At 40.9% G+C, this 18406-nt stretch carries 25 protein-coding genes; all 25 read right to left on the bottom strand.

The features are described from left to right. Positions 1–124: 124 nt before the first annotated feature. Positions 125–502 carry a chorismate mutase gene (gene aroH / locus AC1TO9_RS02805; RefSeq protein ID WP_482055028.1) on the bottom strand — a complete coding sequence of 126 codons (378 nt, stop codon included), beginning with the start codon at positions 500–502 and terminating at the stop codon, positions 125–127. Further along, on the bottom strand, positions 495–1601 hold the full coding sequence (aroB, locus tag AC1TO9_RS02800) for a 3-dehydroquinate synthase (RefSeq protein ID WP_482058267.1): 1107 nt from the start codon (positions 1599–1601) through the stop codon (positions 495–497). Before aroB ends, aroH begins: the two co-directional genes overlap by 8 nt. A 2-nt stretch (positions 1602–1603) precedes the next feature. Beyond that, a complete protein-coding gene (aroC, locus tag AC1TO9_RS02795; protein WP_482058266.1) occupies positions 1604–2773 on the bottom strand; it encodes a chorismate synthase in 1170 nt (389 codons plus the stop codon). A 343-nt stretch (positions 2774–3116) separates the two neighbouring features. Continuing rightward, positions 3117–3281 (bottom strand): hypothetical protein, encoded by a 165-nt coding sequence (locus AC1TO9_RS02790; protein WP_482055025.1) that lies wholly within the window; start codon positions 3279–3281, stop codon positions 3117–3119. 102 nt (positions 3282–3383) lie between these two features. Further along, positions 3384–4217, bottom strand: a complete 834-nt coding sequence (locus AC1TO9_RS02785; RefSeq protein ID WP_482058265.1) for a CheR family methyltransferase — start codon at positions 4215–4217, stop codon at positions 3384–3386. Beyond that, positions 4208–4651: a nucleoside-diphosphate kinase gene (gene ndk, locus AC1TO9_RS02780; RefSeq protein ID WP_482055259.1), complete on the bottom strand. Its 444-nt coding sequence runs from the start codon at positions 4649–4651 to the stop codon at positions 4208–4210. Before ndk ends, AC1TO9_RS02785 begins: the two co-directional genes overlap by 10 nt. Positions 4652–4692: 41 nt before the next feature. Further along, entirely contained in the window at positions 4693–5664 is a 972-nt protein-coding gene (locus AC1TO9_RS02775) for a polyprenyl synthetase family protein (RefSeq protein WP_482058264.1), read from the bottom strand. Continuing rightward, entirely contained in the window at positions 5661–6527 is an 867-nt protein-coding gene (locus AC1TO9_RS02770) for a menaquinone biosynthesis protein (RefSeq protein ID WP_482055022.1), read from the bottom strand. Before AC1TO9_RS02770 ends, AC1TO9_RS02775 begins: the two co-directional genes overlap by 4 nt. Before the next feature lie 2 nt (positions 6528–6529). After that, positions 6530–7135, bottom strand: a complete 606-nt coding sequence (locus AC1TO9_RS02765) for a UbiX family flavin prenyltransferase (protein ID WP_482055021.1) — start codon at positions 7133–7135, stop codon at positions 6530–6532. Next, positions 7132–8004, bottom strand: a complete 873-nt coding sequence (locus tag AC1TO9_RS02760) for a UbiA-like polyprenyltransferase (protein WP_482055020.1) — start codon at positions 8002–8004, stop codon at positions 7132–7134. Before AC1TO9_RS02760 ends, AC1TO9_RS02765 begins: the two co-directional genes overlap by 4 nt. A 1-nt stretch (position 8005) precedes the next feature. Beyond that, the gene (locus tag AC1TO9_RS02755; protein WP_482058263.1) at positions 8006–8770 is read right to left on the bottom strand and encodes a demethylmenaquinone methyltransferase; all 765 of its coding nucleotides are present in this window, start codon (positions 8768–8770) and stop codon (positions 8006–8008) included. Continuing rightward, the gene (locus AC1TO9_RS02750; RefSeq protein WP_482058262.1) at positions 8770–9525 is read right to left on the bottom strand and encodes a heptaprenyl diphosphate synthase component 1; all 756 of its coding nucleotides are present in this window, start codon (positions 9523–9525) and stop codon (positions 8770–8772) included. The genes AC1TO9_RS02755 and AC1TO9_RS02750 overlap by 1 nt, the downstream gene beginning before the upstream one ends. A 172-nt stretch (positions 9526–9697) precedes the next feature. Continuing rightward, entirely contained in the window at positions 9698–10240 is a 543-nt protein-coding gene (locus tag AC1TO9_RS02745; protein ID WP_482058261.1) for a hypothetical protein, read from the bottom strand. 100 nt (positions 10241–10340) lie between these two features. Then, positions 10341–10565 (bottom strand): trp RNA-binding attenuation protein MtrB, encoded by a 225-nt coding sequence (mtrB, locus tag AC1TO9_RS02740; RefSeq protein WP_438351277.1) that lies wholly within the window; start codon positions 10563–10565, stop codon positions 10341–10343. 109 nt (positions 10566–10674) lie between these two features. Further along, positions 10675–10947: an HU family DNA-binding protein gene (locus tag AC1TO9_RS02735; RefSeq protein ID WP_438351278.1), complete on the bottom strand. Its 273-nt coding sequence runs from the start codon at positions 10945–10947 to the stop codon at positions 10675–10677. Positions 10948–11535: 588 nt separating this feature from the next. Next, complete coding sequence (locus AC1TO9_RS02730) at positions 11536–11658, bottom strand: hypothetical protein (protein WP_482055016.1); 123 nt, start codon at positions 11656–11658, stop codon at positions 11536–11538. A gap of 360 nt (positions 11659–12018) precedes the next feature. Then, positions 12019–13497, bottom strand: a complete 1479-nt coding sequence (gene spoIVA / locus AC1TO9_RS02725) for a stage IV sporulation protein A (protein WP_482055015.1) — start codon at positions 13495–13497, stop codon at positions 12019–12021. Between the two features lie 448 nt (positions 13498–13945). After that, positions 13946–14689 carry a hypothetical protein gene (locus AC1TO9_RS02720; RefSeq protein WP_482058260.1) on the bottom strand — a complete coding sequence of 248 codons (744 nt, stop codon included), beginning with the start codon at positions 14687–14689 and terminating at the stop codon, positions 13946–13948. Between the two features lie 40 nt (positions 14690–14729). Then, on the bottom strand, positions 14730–15086 hold the full coding sequence (locus AC1TO9_RS02715) for a 2Fe-2S iron-sulfur cluster-binding protein (protein ID WP_482055013.1): 357 nt from the start codon (positions 15084–15086) through the stop codon (positions 14730–14732). Positions 15087–15109: 23 nt separating this feature from the next. Further along, positions 15110–15724, bottom strand: coding sequence for a hypothetical protein (locus AC1TO9_RS02710; RefSeq protein WP_482058259.1), 615 nt, complete (start codon positions 15722–15724; stop codon positions 15110–15112). Positions 15725–15737: 13 nt separating this feature from the next. Then, positions 15738–16040 (bottom strand): 2Fe-2S iron-sulfur cluster-binding protein, encoded by a 303-nt coding sequence (locus AC1TO9_RS02705; protein WP_482058258.1) that lies wholly within the window; start codon positions 16038–16040, stop codon positions 15738–15740. A gap of 26 nt (positions 16041–16066) precedes the next feature. Next, positions 16067–16246, bottom strand: a complete 180-nt coding sequence (locus AC1TO9_RS02700; protein ID WP_482058257.1) for a DUF2768 family protein — start codon at positions 16244–16246, stop codon at positions 16067–16069. 155 nt (positions 16247–16401) lie between these two features. Then, entirely contained in the window at positions 16402–16677 is a 276-nt protein-coding gene (locus AC1TO9_RS02695) for a stage VI sporulation protein F (RefSeq protein ID WP_482055010.1), read from the bottom strand. Positions 16678–16744: 67 nt separating this feature from the next. After that, positions 16745–17785: an NAD(P)H-dependent glycerol-3-phosphate dehydrogenase gene (locus AC1TO9_RS02690; RefSeq protein ID WP_482055009.1), complete on the bottom strand. Its 1041-nt coding sequence runs from the start codon at positions 17783–17785 to the stop codon at positions 16745–16747. Then, entirely contained in the window at positions 17778–18404 is a 627-nt protein-coding gene (plsY, locus tag AC1TO9_RS02685) for a glycerol-3-phosphate 1-O-acyltransferase PlsY (protein ID WP_482055008.1), read from the bottom strand. The genes AC1TO9_RS02690 and plsY overlap by 8 nt, the downstream gene beginning before the upstream one ends. Positions 18405–18406: the final 2 nt, after the last annotated feature.

Genomic DNA, 18406 nt, shown 5'->3' with positions numbered 1-18406 from the left:
TCATCTCAACTAAACTCTACTCTACTCAACTAAGAACACTATACATGATACCAATTACTTTTGACAACCCGGTAAACGAATTATTTAATAGATTGTTCAAAAAGTCATCTTTTGAACTCTCAATTTAATTAGTCCCTTGACCCGAAAGGTCTGGGCGAAGCTTACGAGCATCATTTAAATACACATGTTTCATTTCCTTTTGGCTCTTCTCCGTATTTACCTGGATCATAAAGCGAATACAATGGGGTAGACTCCCCTGAACAGGTATCTCTACTGAACACATTAAAGGAACTAAGTCCCATCCTTCCAGTTGACGAATGGCTCTTGCAGGGAATGTTGCGTCCAAATCATGTGTCATCGTGATCCACACACTGCAAATATCTTCCGGCTCAATCTCATTGCGAATCACAATTTCTCGCAGAAGCGTCATCGTCTCCTGGAGTATTTCCTGTTCGTCATTCTGAGTAACACTCGTTGCTCCACGAATACCTCGATTATACAAGAGTTTCCCCTCCTTCTCTAAGAGTATCGATCGTATCACGAACAAGCTGTTCCGGTATATCCTTCACAATACTTACGGATCCAATCGACTCAGGTATGATAAAGAGCATATGCCCTTCTCTAAACTTCTTGTCATGCTTCATGGCGTTCATAATGTCATCCGTAGATAAATGCGATGCCATCGTAACAGGAAGACGTAGTGATCGAAGCATACTAACCGTTTCATCATAAATACTAGCATCACGGCCTAGACGAACAGCAAGTAAGGCTGAGCCTGCCATTCCAATCGAGATAGCTTCGCCATGCAAATATTCACCATAACCTGCAACGGCCTCAATCGCATGCCCAATCGTATGTCCCAGGTTAAGGATCGCGCGTAAGTCATTTTCCCTTTCATCACGCGATACGACATCTGCTTTGATTGAACAACCTCGTTCTAATCCATATCCTAATGCTTCGGGATCAAGTGCCAATAGTTCAGTAGAATGCTCCCTGCACCATCTGGCGAAATCTCCATCCAGAATCAGTCCATGTTTCACCATCTCAGACAGCCCTGCAGATACTTCACGTGCTGGTAAAGTCTGCAATGTATCTAAGTCATAGAGCACTAGCTCCGGTTGATGAAAGGCTCCAATCATGTTCTTAGCCAGTGGGTGATTAACTGCCACCTTTCCTCCCACACTACTATCATGAGCGAGAATGGTTGTCGGAATCTGAATGAACTTAACTCCCCGCATATAGCTGGCAGCGACGAATCCAGCTAAATCACCGACAACGCCACCACCTAATGCAATAACCGCCGAGTTACGGTCAAGACCACCCTCAATAGCTGTAGTCATGACTTCTTCAAAGACAACTAAAGATTTAGACGTCTCCCCTGCCTTGACTACTTTGGATACCGTTACATAACCAACTTCCAATAGTAGTTTCTCTACCATAGCTAAATAATGTGGTGCGATATGCTCATCCGTTACGATCATTAATGGGCTTTTTGTAGATATGTTATGGTCCTTGAAATACTGACCTATACGGCTTAACAAACCAGTTCCAATATAGATCGGATACGAACGTTCACCCAAGTCCACATTCACTGTTCTCATATTTAGTAACTCTCCAATTGAGCAAGATAATGGTTATAATTCGCTTTAATCTCGTCCATTGAGTCTCCACCAAATTTCTCCAAGAATGCCTTAGCTATTTCCCAAGCAACGACATGTTCCATCACGACACTTGCAGCCGGTACAGCACATGCATCTGAACGTTCGACTTGAGCAGTAAATGCTTCCTTCGTATCGATATCAACACTTTGTAATGGCTTATACAATGTTGGAATAGGCTTCATGACACCTCGAACGACAACAGGCATTCCATTCGTCATACCACCTTCAAATCCACCTAATCGATTGCTTGCTCGGTGATAGCCTTGCTCCTCATTATATAGAATCTCATCATGGACTTGTGAACCTCGTAGAATTCCTGCTTCAAATCCAATCCCAATCTCCACACCTTTAAATGCATTGATAGACATGACGCCTTGAGCAATTCTCGCATCTAGCTTGCGATCATATTGGACATAGCTACCAAGACCAATCGGTACTCCTTCGACAATACACTCGACAATTCCACCAATAGAATCGCCATCTTCCTTAATCTGATCAATATAGGCTTCCATCTTCTTCTCTGTCTCAGCATCTACTACTCGTACAGAAGAAGCTTCTGTCTGTTCAATCAATTCATCAATGGTTAAGTTATTCGGAGGAGCTTCTATCTCTCCAATTCGAATGACTTGACCTGCAATCTTAATCCCGAACTCTGCTAGAAATTGACGTGCAATCGCTCCACACGCAACACGAACAGTTGTCTCTCTTGCACTGGAACGTTCGAGGACATTTCGTAAATCTTTCAGATTATACTTAAGCCCACCATTCAGATCCGCATGTCCAGGACGTGGACGGTGTACACGGCGCTTCTCTTCATCTGTACCTTCAACGGGCTCTATATTCATAATATTCCGCCAATGGGTCCAATCATTATTGGCTACAACGAGCGCCACAGGAGCACCTGTCGTATACCCATGCCGAACTCCTCCTACAATTTGAGCGGTATCTTTCTCAATTTGCATACGTCTTCCGCGTCCATAACCCTTTTGACGGCGATGTAGTTGAAAATTTAGTGCTTCGAAATCCAATGTTAAATTACTCGGCAGACCTTCAATAATAGCAGTGAGTTGGGGTCCGTGAGTCTCCCCTGCTGTTAAATAGCGTAAACTCATGTTGTTTTCCCCCTTTATACTTTCATACTGTAAATGGCTAAAATCCGATAATATCTTTGCTTATTATAGTATAGGACATAGACTTTGACAAGAATGGGTATCCTCATTTATAAATACATACAAGTAGAAACGGCTTCGCCGTCCTTTTTTAAGGACGGAACCCGTTTCAGCGGAAATATAAAGATTAGAGTATTAAGAATCAATTTCATAATTACGCAACCCGATTTAGCCGCATCGGCGATTATGAAATTGATTCATGTGAAACTTATACTTACTTATATTTTCAAAAAAAAAGCGTCGTTCCTCTCGTTCAAAGGATACGACGCTTATGCTAAAAGATTAGTCAACTATTGATCGGTTGAACTGTAATTTCAACATGGTTACGATCATCCACGAAATCAAATATCAATCGTTTGAGTTGAACCTGCTCTAAACCTAGAATTTGTCCACATTCTTGAATCGTAATGAAACCACGCTGATAGGCTGTAATAACCTTTCGTTTATCCATGCTGCGATAATCCCTCCACTTACTCCAATATGTTCTATGGATATTAGTATCGCAATCTGGACAGCATAATATACCTTTTCAGAATACTTTCCGAAATCGAACTTACACTTTCTTACGATAGAAGAATGTTTCTGTTGGCTCAAGGCCGTACTGCGCTGGCGAGAAAATCTGTTCAGTACTACCTACGAACAAATATCCACCTGGACGCAGACTATTAGCGAATTTATGATACAGCATATCCTTGGCCTCTTCTGTAAAGTAGATCATCACATTACGACATACAATGAGATCACAGGAGTCATCAAATGTATCCAATAGCAGATTCTGCTTCTTAAATTGAACAGATTTCTTCAAAGAATCATGAATTGCAAACAGCATACCCTCTTGATTAAAATGTGCCGCAGCTACGTCTTTCGGAACATCCTTCAATGAACGTTCGAGATACTTCCCCTGTCGCGCCTTCTCCAATGCACCCTCATCAAGATCAGTAGCTATAAGTGTTGAATTCGATAGCATCTTCTTGTCTGAGAGAATCATAGCTAATGTATAAGGCTCTTCTCCTGTAGAGCAAGCTGCACTCCATATTTTGAGACGTCCCCTACTACTCAGTACAAGCTCTGGTAGAATAGTATCCCGCAGTACTTCCCAACGATTCGGGTTACGCCAGAACTCCGACACATTGATGGTCATACGATCCAGAAATTCATATAGTAACTTCTTATCTTGCTTCATAGCATGAAAGAATAATTCGAAAGAATCATACCCATGCTTAACACGGAGCGTCGTTAATCGACGCTTCATTTGTCCTTCTTTATATTGCGAAAGATCGATTCCAGTCGATTTCTTGATCGATTCGATAAAATGAATATAGTCAGGATCGACGGTTGTATTCTCCGGGTTATGACCTGGTTCGAGTAATTGATTCTTCATATCCATGACGCTAGTCCTTTGGAATAATTCACAAGTTCATGAGCTTCAAAGAAATTTCCAATCTCTCTCTTACTGCTCTCCACTGAATCTGAACCATGAATCAAATTATTAGGTGTATGTGCGGCGAAATCTCCACGAATCGTACCTGGCAGTGCTTCTTTCACATTCGTTTTGCCAATGACTATACGAGATAATGCAATGATGTCATCGCCTTCCCATACCATCGCAAAAACAGGTCCTGAAGTAATAAACTTCACCAGATGTGGATAGAAGTCCTTCCCCACATGCTCTGCATAATGGAATTCCGCTTGTTTGGTAGTCATTTGAACAAACTTACATCCCACAAGGGTAAAGCCCTTATCCTCCAACCGACTCACTATACGTCCAATTAATCCACGTTGAACACCATCAGGCTTAATCATTAGAAAGGTTTGTTCCATGATCTCACTCTCCATTTTCAATAAATCAATCCTAGATAACTTTAATATGATCTTCTCGTCACGAAGTGAGCGATGTCTTTCAAATTACGTTTCGTTTTGAGATCGGGAAGCTCATTCAACACATCCAACGCCTTACTGATATAGCGTGTAGCTAATTCTTCCGCTCGACGAATCCCTGAGCTTTCCTTGATAAGTGTAATGGCATTGGCTACATCGCATTGACCATTCAGTTTATGAATGCGAGCTATTTCATCAAGCAGCGCCTGACGCACATCAGGATCCTGTAGTGCATAAATCACAGGTAACGTTATATTACCTTGCCGAATATCACTTCCAGGCGGCTTACCGATTTGCTTCTCCGTCCCACAAAGATCCAATAAATCATCTTGTATTTGAAAAGCCATCCCCACATAATAACCATATCGGTATAAAAGGTTGCTAACTTTAGAATCAGCCTCGGCAGCAACAGCTCCGAGCTGGCAACTTACAGCAATCAACAATGCTGTTTTGCGACGGATCCGTAACATATACCGTCGTACACTTTGTCCAGTATGAAAGAAATCTCGAATCTGCTCCATCTCTCCAATGGACATCTCAACCAATGCTTTGGAGAGTATCTGATGGATCTCAGGATTAGGAAGTTGCGTTACAATTTCCATTGCTCGGGCATAGATAAAGTCCCCTGTATACATGGCGATTTTATTATCCCACTTCGATTTAACTGTTAATTGACCGCGACGGGTATCCGCGTCATCAATGACATCATCATGAACGAGTGAAGCCATGTGAATGAGTTCCAGTGGGACAGCCACACGCATCAGCTTCTCAAGATTGTACTCTCCGAATTTGCCACCCAGCAATACAAAGACAGGGCGAAGCCTTTTACCTCCCGCCTTGAGAAGATGAAGCGATGTTTCGTGAAGAAGCTCATCACCACTAATGCTGCGGTAGAGCTCCTGTTCTATGTATTCCATATCTTTTTTCAACAATCCAAACATATCTAATCTCTTCATTCTTTCACCCGAATTCGCTTATTCTCTTCCCACATCTCCATGCGTACTTCATGCTGTATCAGTCCAAGTTCATACGCATAACGGAAATATAGTTCTAACCCCTGCCGTTGCCGTACACCATAATCGTAACATAAATTCTCAAAGTATTTTCGCCAATATTGCAGAGTCCCACCGATCTTTATCGTGGCTTCCAGAATAATTGGAGTCAGATCTGACAAACTACGATTCTTACTTTTCTGCAAAGCTCGTACAATTTCCTGTATTATTTCGGGTTTGTTCTTAGCAGTATCACGATGAACTGCCCATACCGCAAAGGTCATACTATGCCCTGTCCATTGTTTCCAATATTCACTTATATCCGTCACATATAGCCCGTGATCAGTCCAAGACGCCTTAATAGCATGATCTCCTATCAACAGTGCTGCATCTGCAACGTCCATCATAGTCTTAAGGTCAGGATCCATTGCGATATATTTCGGACTCCCCTTAAGTGCTTTTGTCATCAATATCTTTAACAGATTAGTTGAGGTCGCTGATGTATTTGTCACAGCAATAATACTATTAACCATGTACTCTATAGGTTCCTTGGAAAATAATAAGATGGACTGTACGGGCCCATCTGCACTTACAGATAAATCTGGCAGTAGAAGTAACTTATTGGATATTTCTCCGTATGCAAATGAAGATAATGCCCCAATATCAATGGACCCTTCGCTCATACCCTTATTTAAATACGAGGGAACAGCAGTAATCATCTCTACAGGACCTTGCAATGAATCCGGATCAAAATAATGAAAAACAGGCCATGCATTCGTATATTTAATTGTACCAATGATTGTCTTATTATTGTCCGGCGAGGTCACGATCATCCCTCCCATCTTTTAAATAATTGATGATCTATGCGTAGGTTATCAAGCACCTTACCTACAACAAAATTAATAAGATCGTCCATCGTTTCTGGGTGGAAATAAAAAGCCGGCATAGCCGGGATCATTCTCACACCAAGTCTCGAAAGCTTCAACATATTTTCCAAATGAATAGCATGAAGTGGTGTCTCTCGAGGTACTAATACTAATGGTCGTCCTTCTTTTAACATCACATCTGCTGCACGAGCTAGCAAATTGTCTGAGGACCCATTCGCAACAGCAGATAATGTGCCCATTGAACAAGGAACAATAATCATTCCTTCGACCTGAAAAGATCCGCTTGCAATCGACGCTCCAATATCAGCGACTGGATGATAAACATATGATGCTGGATAGCTTCCGAACTTTTCTTTTAGCGTACCTTCACGATCTGTACTACTCCAACCTAACTCTTCATGAAGCACGCGCCAGCCAGCATTAGATATAACAATATGTACATCCATCTCACTAGCTAACAGCGTTTCGATTAATCTAATGCCATATATGGAGCCACTAGCTCCTGTAATCCCAACAACCCATCTCTGCTTCTTCTCAAGTTGATTCAAGCGGTTTGCACCACCAGTTCAATCAAGGTAAAGGTAAAAACAACGATACTTAGAACACTGTTCATCGTAAAGAAAGCCGTTTGTAGCTTACTCATATCATTTGGAGAAAGAATGAAATGTTCATAAATTAAAATTCCGCATGAAATGATTATCCCTACCAAATACCACCAGTGTAGTGATGCTGTAAAGTAGAGAGCTATAAATCCGATTGCAGTAATTACATGAAAAACGCGTGCTATCTTAAGAGATGTATGAATACCGAATCGTGCTGGAATAGAGTATACTCCTTCTTTTTTATCAAATTCCATATCTTGAATCGCATAGATAATATCAAATCCAGCTGTCCAGAATGAAAGAGTAATATAAAATATGAACGCACTGGAATCCACACTATTCGTAACCGCGACCCAACCTCCCAATGCTGCCAGTGATGTAGTCAATCCCAAAACAACGTGACAGAGCCATGTGAAGCGTTTCGTATAGGAATAAATAACAAGCATGAACACTGCGATAGGTAATAACTTCACGGAAAGCGGAGTTAACTCAAATGCAGCCCAGAATAACAAAATGAAGGATACGATCGTAAACACGAACACTTCCATCGTCTTTAATATGCCAGCTGGAATGGCACGATTAGCCGTTCGAGGATTCTTCTTATCAATCACCTGGTCAATGATTCTGTTTAATCCGAACGCTGCACTTCGAGCACCAAATAATGCCATTACAATCCAGCCAATCTGTGCCCATGAAGGTAGTACCCCATGAACTGTTACCGATCCGAGCAAGGCTCCCATGAACGCAAAAGGAAGGGTAAACAACGTATGTTCAATTTTAATCATTTCAAGATAAGCACCAATCTTCTTAAACATTCTAATTCTCCTTAATCCCAATGTGTAACGCTGATATACCGCCAGTTAAGGGATATGCTTCGACATGTTGCAATCCGACTTGCTGAAATTTTTCTACCAATTCATCTCTTCCTGGAAATAAAGCAAGTGAATCGGGCAACCATTTATACTGTTCATATCTGGATGCGAACAATTTACCTAGACTTGGTAATATTTTTTGGAAATAGAAATAGTATATCCCTTTGAAAGGTTGCCAAGTCGGCTTTGATAACTCTAGACAGACCACCATTCCGCCAGGCTTAACCACTCGCTTCATTTCATGAAGCACCTGAACAAGGTCTGGAACATTACGTAATCCGAATCCTATCGTGGCATAATCAAATTTGTTATCTTCGAAAGGTAGGCTCATCGCATTTCCTTCAACCAACGTAATGGAATCCTTTCGTTGATGATTCTTCACTTTTTTACGTCCTACTTCAAGCATGCTTGGGCTGAAATCCAATCCTACGATCTCACCAGATCCACTCGCCTCCGCCAAACTAAGCGTCCAGTCACATGTACCGCAGCATACATCAATAGCCGTCTCTCCCGATTTCATATCCATTCTTGCCATCGCAAATTTACGCCATGATTTATGTCTTCGAAAACTTAAAATATCATTCATTAGGTCATATTTCGTAGCAACACTCTCAAAAACAGATTGTACGAACTGTTCCTTGGGCTTGTCATTCTCAATATTATGAATAGTTTCAACATGTTGACCTGGGCTATTCCGTTCCAATCCCATTACCCCTCTCCTACAACGGCTCTAGAACTATTCAAGTATAACCGGAATGATTCTAATACCTCTCCAATATATAAGGATTGTCCATCCCCTTTGAGGCTATTGCGTATACGTTGTACTCGTTCAACCGATTCATGTAAAGTGTTCAACAAGTGTTCATTTGCAAAATATGGATAAGTCCCTGCATTACGGTCGAGTTCAATCATCACGGTCTCACATAGAGTGAATTCACGTAGTAACTTTTCCCATGATTCCTTTAAAGAGTTTTCTATCATGGGTGAAAAAGAAAGAAAAAGCTGCATATTTAGCTGCACCTTTTGTTCCAAATATTGTTCTGATGTCAACTCCCGTGCTTGCATGGAGCTGTAAAAATTCATCTTCATCATATTCAAATCACAAATGGCTCTACTCAATTGAGTAATTACTTCGATCTGTCCTTCATCAGACAATAGTTGATAAAAGCGACTGCTATAATAATCACCTGCCAACACTTTCAATTGACGAGAACGCATGTGAATTTCAGCTTGATTACCTTGTTCTGTATCAATCGTCTCATGTGTATCCAGTCCCATCTGAATCAAGGATGTAACCATAGCATAGAGCTCTATGTGATCAATTGATTTGCGACTACCTATATTCAAAAAGATATATAGTAAATGAACACGAGCATCCGGAAATTTGGGCAATTTCGTATATTGTTCTATCATGTCATACTCGATGTAGCTACTTGCGAGTTGGGGTATGCGGTAAGATTTCATCATTAGCCTCCGAGCTGATAACTTTAAGTGGTTATTCAAAAAGCCATCTTTTGATCTGAAAATCTGACTTTTTGAATACACACTTTAATACTTTTTCTTCGTTAACAATCTCGACTATTATAGCACATGTTAATTCAGCGCGCACTGTGGTTATTCTATCTTTCTCTCATGATTACGGTCTCTGAAACTGATTCTGCCAAAGTTTCGTTTCGGTCATATGGAAAGTTTGTTTCAATTGAACTGGAAGCGGCGTCTCTCCGTTACTTTTTAACACTTCTGTCGACTCCGAACTCCACTGCTCTCGACTCACATCCGCAGCCAATAGTAAATGACGTGAATTCAACCACTTATTCTCCGCAACAAGTCTAAGCATTAATCGATCTACATTAGGCGTATGTTCGAAACAAAAAGAAATCGCTTCTGCCATATTCTCATAGATTTCTGTCGCTGTACTTTCCGATGTCACGACTTTCAAATCTAATGTCAGAGTGGATTCACTCCATTCCACTCGACTTATGGGCACTGTTAAAGGTAATGCACTGAGACGGTCAACCAAATTCTCGTTGTTTAAAGTTGTGCTTGAGTGAGGATTAAATACGGAAATATTCTCTTTCATTTGTGCAAGTGAGGTTTGGAATGTTAATAATTTGGGCAGGAAGATTACGGCCCCTATACATAGCAACAATGTGCAAGCCAGTACAATCCATCGATTCATCAGACATGCCCCTTTCATCGTTTCACTCTCTTTCGTATGCCATCACGATTAGAGTCCCTAACTCATTGTACAATCAAAAAAAGCAGGCTATGCCTGCTTTTTAACTCTCGCTCTCCACTTTACCATGTTTCGTTAACACTTCTGCTTTCCCACGGATCTTTACTGCTGAAGTATGATTAGTAAATTGAGCTATGAGCACTTCACCCTTATCCAATTTCTCGGTATGATGAAACTTCGTATCCTGTCCACGAGTGAGCCCGATGACCTGCACACCATTTTCTTTTGCTTTGATAACAATATAGTCGTCATCTTTATTGGTTTCCATGAAATCTATCCCTCCCACAAAATGAAATATAGACAAGAAAAAGCCGTGAACATACGTCACGACCTTCCTTTTGATCATTTACACTTGTTCTATGGATTTTGGAGAAATCTTATTTAATTCCGTCTTTAAGCGCTTTTCCTGGTTTGAATGCAGGAATTTTGCTCGCAGCGATTTCGATTTCTTCACCTGTTTGTGGATTGCGTCCTTTACGTGCAGAACGTTCACGCACTTCAAAGTTCCCGAATCCCACGAGTTGCACCTTATCGCCATTTTGCAGCGCTACGGAAATCGCTTCGAATACAGCATCTACTGCTTTAGTAGCATCCTTCTTCGACAATTCTGAAATTTCAGCTACTTGGGAAATCAATTCTGATTTGTTCATTTCTATTCACCTCCCCAGCAAGAAATGAGATCGATTGTTATTCTTTGTTTCCGTTTTCTCGCAAAATATACTTTACAATAGCTATTTACGTACAAATTTACGTACAAGAATCGCCTTTTTTAGTATCTAACTGTGAGTACGGAACAATTTTCATACTAATACAGCGAACCCATAATATCAAGCGTTTTAGGTCTATTCGCTGTATTATTAGATGAATTATGACTATTAGTGCCATCATTAGACTTAATCCAATACCCTTGGATTACCTCAATTTTTATTTATTTTAGAAATAAACAAATTGCATACCCATGAATTAATATACATTCCATTAGTTTATTTAAAATAATTAATCTGATACTTCATTTGATAAAGTCGCTAAATAGATATTTTGTAATATACCCTTCAAAAACTGCTAATTATTGCATTATGGTCTTCCAGTCTCCTCCTAGAGAGCAAACATCCATATCTTACACATGCTTATCCTAAATATGGAATCCGTAGATTCCACACAGAGAAGTCCTTTGTAGGAATTCCAAATAATGCATACATATACATTATAAATATAATGAGCACTACTTACCTTCCGCCTCACCATTCACTATTAATTGCAATAAGTACAACTAAATTTAACCCAATCCCTCTAAAGCTAACTTTAGTTGCATGGAGTACATCTAAATTACTGAAAACTCCACTTTTCAACGTTATCGCCATTTTTAACAGCAGGTTTGCAACTATTTTCTCTTCCTCTCATTTTTCCTACTAATTAGATATACTTTCTGTATCTATTCTAGCCTCATCTTCACTACCTTCATACGCGAAGCATTGCTCGTCACTCTAACATCCCACTCTATGCATATTCCGTTGATTTACATCCAAAATTTGAATTCCTTCATGGATTTTAGTAAGTGTCGTATCGCGCTAAGACACCCGTTTCAGCTGAAATATGCAATATAAGGATTAGAGTATCAAGTGGATCTTCTACTTTCTCACAAAGTAAAAAAGCTGTGTGTAGGAGTTGACTCCTACACACAGCTTTTCTAAATTATCTTAGTTAGTTAGTTAGTTATTTCGTTATAGAATAATCGCAATTAACCCGCCCGATCCTTCGTTAATAATTCTTCCTAACGTTTCTTGAAGTTTATATCGTGCGTTATCTGGCATCATTGCAATTTTACCTTGGATCCCCTCACGAACGATGGAGTGGAGTGAGCGGCCAAAGATGTCTGAATCCCAAATCTTTATCGGATCATTCTCGAAATCTTGGATCAAGTAGCGAACCAGCTCTTCGCTTTGTTTCTCCGTCCCAATGATCGGGGAGAACTCAGATTCCACATCCACGCGAATCATATGAATTGAAGGCGCAGTCGCTTTCAAACGTACTCCGAATCGTGACCCCTGACGAATTAGTTCTGGTTCATCCAGCGTCATTTCTGCAAGCGATGGGGCAGCAATACCATAACCTGTCGTCTTAACCATTTCCAACGCTTCTGCGAAGCGGTCATATTCCCGCTTGGCATGAGAGAATTCCTGCATCAATTGCAACAAATGATCTTTACCACGTATTTCCACTCCAACGACTTCCATCAGTATTTGATCATACATTTCGTCCGGGGCGAATAAATCGATCTCAGCAACACCTTGACCCATGTTCATTCCGCTGAGGGCAGCTCTGTCAATAAATTCATAATCCATAAACTGAGATACCACTCGGTCTACATCCCGTAATCGGCGGATATCTTTCACCGTATCGCGAACGGAGTTCTCGTAATTACTACGCAACCAATGCTTATCATTCAGAACCATAACCCAGCTTGGAAGGTTAACATTTACTTCATGAACTGGAAATTCATATAGAACTTCACGAAGAACACCAGTCACATCTTCCTCAGTCATCGTTGCTGCACTTAAAGATATGACTGGAATATCATATTTCTGGGCTAATTCACTACGTAATTGAAGCACTTCATCGCTGCGAGGTCTTGTTGAGTTAATGACAAGTACAAATGGTTTGCCTACTTCCTTCAGTTCCGCAATAACTCGTTCTTCTGCCTCAACATATGAGCTTCTAGCGATTTCGGCAATAGAACCATCCGTGGTCACAACTACACCCAATGTTGAATGCTCCTGGATCACCTTCCGTGTACCGATCTCAGCCGCTTCCTGAAACGGGATTGGCTCCTCGAACCACGGCGTAGAGATCATACGTGGACCATTCTCATCTTCATAGCCCTTGGCACCTTCCACAGCGTACCCTACACAATCCACAAGCCTAATGTTCACATCCAAGCCTTCAGCTACATTAATTTGCACCGCATTGTTAGGTACAAACTTTGGTTCTGTCGTCATAATCGTTTTTCCTGCTGCACTCTGCGGAAGTTCGTCTACTGCGCGAACTCGCTCGGATTCACTTGAGATGTTCGGGAGTACGATAGTTTCCATAAATCGTTTGATGAATGTTGATTTACCTGTGCGAACCGCACCGACGACACCCAGGTATATATCACCACCTGTTCGCTCGGCAATGTCTTTAAAAATATCTACCTTTTCCAAGAGAGATCCCCTCCTCATATTACTCCGAAGGAAAAATGCTTTATGAGCATCCGCTTCGTGTTCCATCTGAGGCCTCAACCATTGCAACGGATGAGCCGCCTTTTCATGTCGTTAGTAGTCCGCCGCCGGAAGTAATCATTAGGTCAGAACAGCAAAGCGGCGTTACTCGTTCGGGCATTTGGACTAGTATCATATTATGTACCTTAACAAAACAATATGACCGGTTTTCAATAAATATGGACAACTGTATTTACACTTACTTCTCTATCCCACTCAGATATATGCGTAATTTCAGTCCGATATGCCGAAACTACACTTATTTATGTATAAAAAAGAACGTCCTATAGCCTCATTCATTTTGGTTTTGAATCATAAATAAAGGCAAATATCCATTCAGTTTGAATGGATATTTGCCTTTATTGTGTGTCATTATGATAATCTAGCACTGCTATTGTATGCTTGCTACCGGTGCTCCAGCAACCCAAGAATAAGGGAGTGATTTAACGGGAACAAAGTAGGAATTATCAACAAGATAATCTCTCAAATCCTCATCACCCTGCGGTTCTTGACCACTTTTCTCAATTGCCTGCATAATATCAAAAGCATAATCAACATATACCTTGCCATTGGCATCCATCACAAACGCCATTTCCTCGTTAGAATATACACTTTGAATTTTAATTGAAGGGATTTTAGCCTTGGATAAGTCTACAGTATACACACTAGGGTATACTTCTTCTCCCTTAGGTAATTCATTATTATTCCCCCGTTTATATTTATCTACAGCCTGCTGAACATCATTTACTTTCTGAACCGTCGCTATATCCATGACCTTAACTGTAGGGTTGGACTCCTCATTAATAATAAGAAAATATCCACTTCCCCCTTTTTCAAATGCTGTATTCGGTATTTCATCTATAAAACCCGTGTTTTTCAACTTTTCCATATCCACTCTAAATTTCTCATAACGTGGAGTATCTTGATCAGCATTCATAATGGGTAACAATTCTAGTTCTTTCTGATAATCATCCACAGCCGATTGTATCCGTTTCACGCTCTCATGGTACGAGGGATTGCTTTCAGTCTTCTCAAATGGAGATAGACATGCCGTAGTAACCAACATAAGTATCATAACAGCCAACATTAATTTGAAAGATGAAATTCGTTTATATTTAATTTGAGGCTTCATCATACATCATCGTCCTTTGCGTTATAAGTTCACAACATCTTAATTACCATAACTCATCGGGTTCTTTATTCCTTGCAGCCTCAAGTTGTTTACGTACAGCAGCTTTGAGGGGATCCTCTGGAATGTTTACCTCAATATCACCCTGAATTGTCGCCTGACAGGATAGGCGGATTCCTTTACTATACAATGAACCCAATTTACGACGTTCGACATCTCCTATAGGCGAAAGAGCTGACATATGGTGTTGATTCACTACTATTTTACACATTAAGCAGCCCGCTTTACCTCCACAACGTGTAGAAATATGTACGCCACCTTTACGAGCGGCATTCAGCACACTTGTCCCCTGTCTCACTTTAAGGACTTTTCCCATCGGATGAAACGTTATTTCAGGATCCATAGCCATTCCCTCTCTATACTCAATTACGACAGATTAGACATATAAGAGAGCACACTCGGAGCCCCTAACAATATAGCGATCTGCTTGATATGGTGATCATCCAAATGATTCGTTCTTATTAATTTCTCTAGAAGGGGTAAATGCCGTGCTCTATCCTCTCTCATCGTTGTAGCTATCGCTTCATACCTGTCTGCACGTTCTCTAAGCAGATTAAATATGAGTTCGTGACTTAGAGGCATCAGACGCATGCGAACGCCTTCAAGCTCAATTTCAGAAGCATCAGACTGGAGTGCTTCTTCTACCTCCACCCTATATTCAAAGGTATTCGAAGCAATCCTGAAATCACCTACTAGCTCGATCTGCGCTTCATTTAACTCATAATGGCTTAGTACGGATGAATATAAACCAGCTGTATTTAAAGCTTGTTCATCCACTGACCAATGTGCAATTGCTTTATGAAGCTTTATGACCGATTCAGAATCTGCATATAAATCAATATCCCGAGGTGGACAAAGAATTTCTACCCCCTGCAAGATCAAGCTGCAGCTCCCCCCTAGCAACCACTTGCAATGGGTTGAATTCAAGCATCTTGCAGCCTGCTTTAATGCTTGCTGCAATTCGAATGTGAAATGATGCACTGATGTCACTTCCTTAAAAATAGGTTTTATTACGCGCTGAAATCTTGCCTATGTTTTTCACAACAGCTTGACAACCCAACCGATAGCCTTCTTCGAACTCTTCAGGATCGAGACGTCGATGTTCTGCTTGGGTCGGCTCCTCCAAGTGTTCAGAACCCTCTTCAATGTAACAACGACACCGAGCACATGTGCCACGAGTACATAGATGTTGCCAGTCAATTTTATGCGCAATCGCGTGCTGGAGAATAGTCTCCCCGAGCTTTAGTTCCACACTTTTAGTAACTGTTCTTCCAATAAGAGTTAAAGATGATTCCATTCAAACCTCACCAATCCTTTAGTATATTAAGTCAGAGAAACCAGTCCACCTAGAAATCCAGTGATCATAAGTAGAAAGGCGATTACGGACAATAATATTCTTATGATCCCTTTCGTTTTACTTCGTGCATATGTAATTAAAAAAACTGAACAGCCCATAATTAATATTGCAATGAGGGATACCCACATTTTTGTCATTGCGTCCATAAAGTTAAATCTCCATTCTGTAAACCATTTTATTTAAGCTATTATAACATGAATCTTGTCCCATTTCGCAAAAACAAGACAAAACACTATGATGCCAAAAGACATCATAGTGTTTTGTCCCTATCTTGAGACTCTATTAAAACGTAAGAAAATCCTTATTTCTTAATCATCATCTTCATCAAGGATTCCATGCTTTGAGGATTCATGCCACTTTTCTTAACTGCACTAACAATATCCTTTATTGTACTTTCACTAACAGGTACATTCGCCATGGCAGAGACTTGTTTAATTAATTGACGTAGCTGTGCCTCATTTTGCATTGTCGTTGGTTTGACAGTGTTAGCAAGCCTCTTAACTTCATTCTCAGAAATGCGTTTACCACTTTTTTTATTGATCGCATTGAGCGCATCCTTGGGTATATTGTTACTCAAATGTAATCCCTCCTCTGGCAATCTTCACAGTATTATATGAGGATTGGCCATAAAAGGTGACTAGCACTTATGTATGCCACTGTTCCCAAGTCTCCTGTCGCATACTCTCCATTTCCGTCTTCGGGTCGCGGCCCATCAGTGCTTCTACCGCTATTCTCGCATCCAGCTCTTTAAACAGCACTTGATAAAGCTGATCCGTAATAGGCATTTGTACACCATGCTTAATCGCTAGCTTATGAGCAGCCTGTGTTGTACGAATACCTTCTACGACCATCCCCATCGATTGTAACACTTCATCGAGATTGTTACCTTTACCAATTAATGATCCAGCTCGCCAATTACGACTGTGTTGACTGGTAGCCGTTACGACAAGATCACCAATTCCAGCAAGTCCGGAGAATGTAAGTGGGTTCGCTCCAAGCTCTACACCAATCCGTGAGATTTCAGCTAGACCTCTGGTCAATAATGCCGCCTTCGCATTATCACCAAATCCTAATCCATCTGACATTCCAGCACCAAGAGCAATAATATTCTTAAGTGCACCTGCCAACTCCACACCAACCATATCGCGATTCGTATAGACACGGAAATAAGAGTTCATGAATAAATCTTGCGCGGCTTCTGCCGCACTTTTATTAAGGGAAGCTACTACTACTGTTGTTGGGCATCTTTTAATAACTTCTTCAGCATGACTTGGGCCTGATAACACAACGATATCCCCCTCATCACATGCCAGTTCTTCAGCGATAACGGATGACATCCTTTTCAGAGTTTCTGTCTCAAATCCTTTGGTAGCATGAACAACCAACATGTCCTTCTTCCAATATTTCTTAAGCTCTGCAGTCACTTCTCTCATCGCTGAGGACGGAGCTACTATCACGACAGCACTGGAGTTCTCAACAGCATCCTTCATACTGATCGTAGCCGTTATATTCGAGGCTAATGTGACACCTGGTAAATACCGACTATTCGTATGGAATTCATTCATTTCGTTAACTTGCTCAGGGTTATGGCTCCATAGAGAAACATCCAAATGATTCGTAGCTAGAACGCTCGCAAGCGCAGTTCCCCAACTTCCTGCGACAAGAACAGTTACTTTGTTAGACAACGCGTTCTCCCCCTTTTTTAGATCCCCCTGATCCAAGTTTATTCTCACGGCGCTGTACAATCTTCACAATATTACTTCTATGACGCCAGAAAACAAATATTGCAATAATGATACTACACCAGAACGCTGACCATGGGTATCCACCTATTATGAGTAGACAGACGGGTGTGAGTGCTACAAAAATTAATGATCCAAGGGATACATATCTTGTTAATACAATCGATATAATGGCAATACTTCCTGCAATAAGAGCAGGCAAGAAACTTAATGTCGCCATGACACCTATTGTTGTAGCAACGCCCTTACCACCACGAAAATTGAAATAGAGCGGCCAGTTATGCCCAATAATAGCAGCAATACCACATAAGGCAGGGATCCATGCTTCGTCCCCACCTAACCATCTGCCGATCCATACTGCGATGATCCCTTTGAGTACATCGAGCAAAAGTACAAATATAGCTGGACCTTTTCCCAATATACGCAAAGTATTCGTTGCCCCTGCATTTCCACTACCGTATTGACGAATATCGATTCCTTTTAGTATCTTAGCCAACAGCACACTAAAACTAATTGATCCCAGTAAATAACTTAAAAAGAGTGAACTTATTTGCATTAACAAAC

It is taken from the genome of Paenibacillus sp. Y916, from assembly GCF_056786435.1.
The sequence above is the reverse complement of the archived record's forward strand: the minus strand, read 5'-3'. Positions and strand labels throughout refer to the sequence as shown.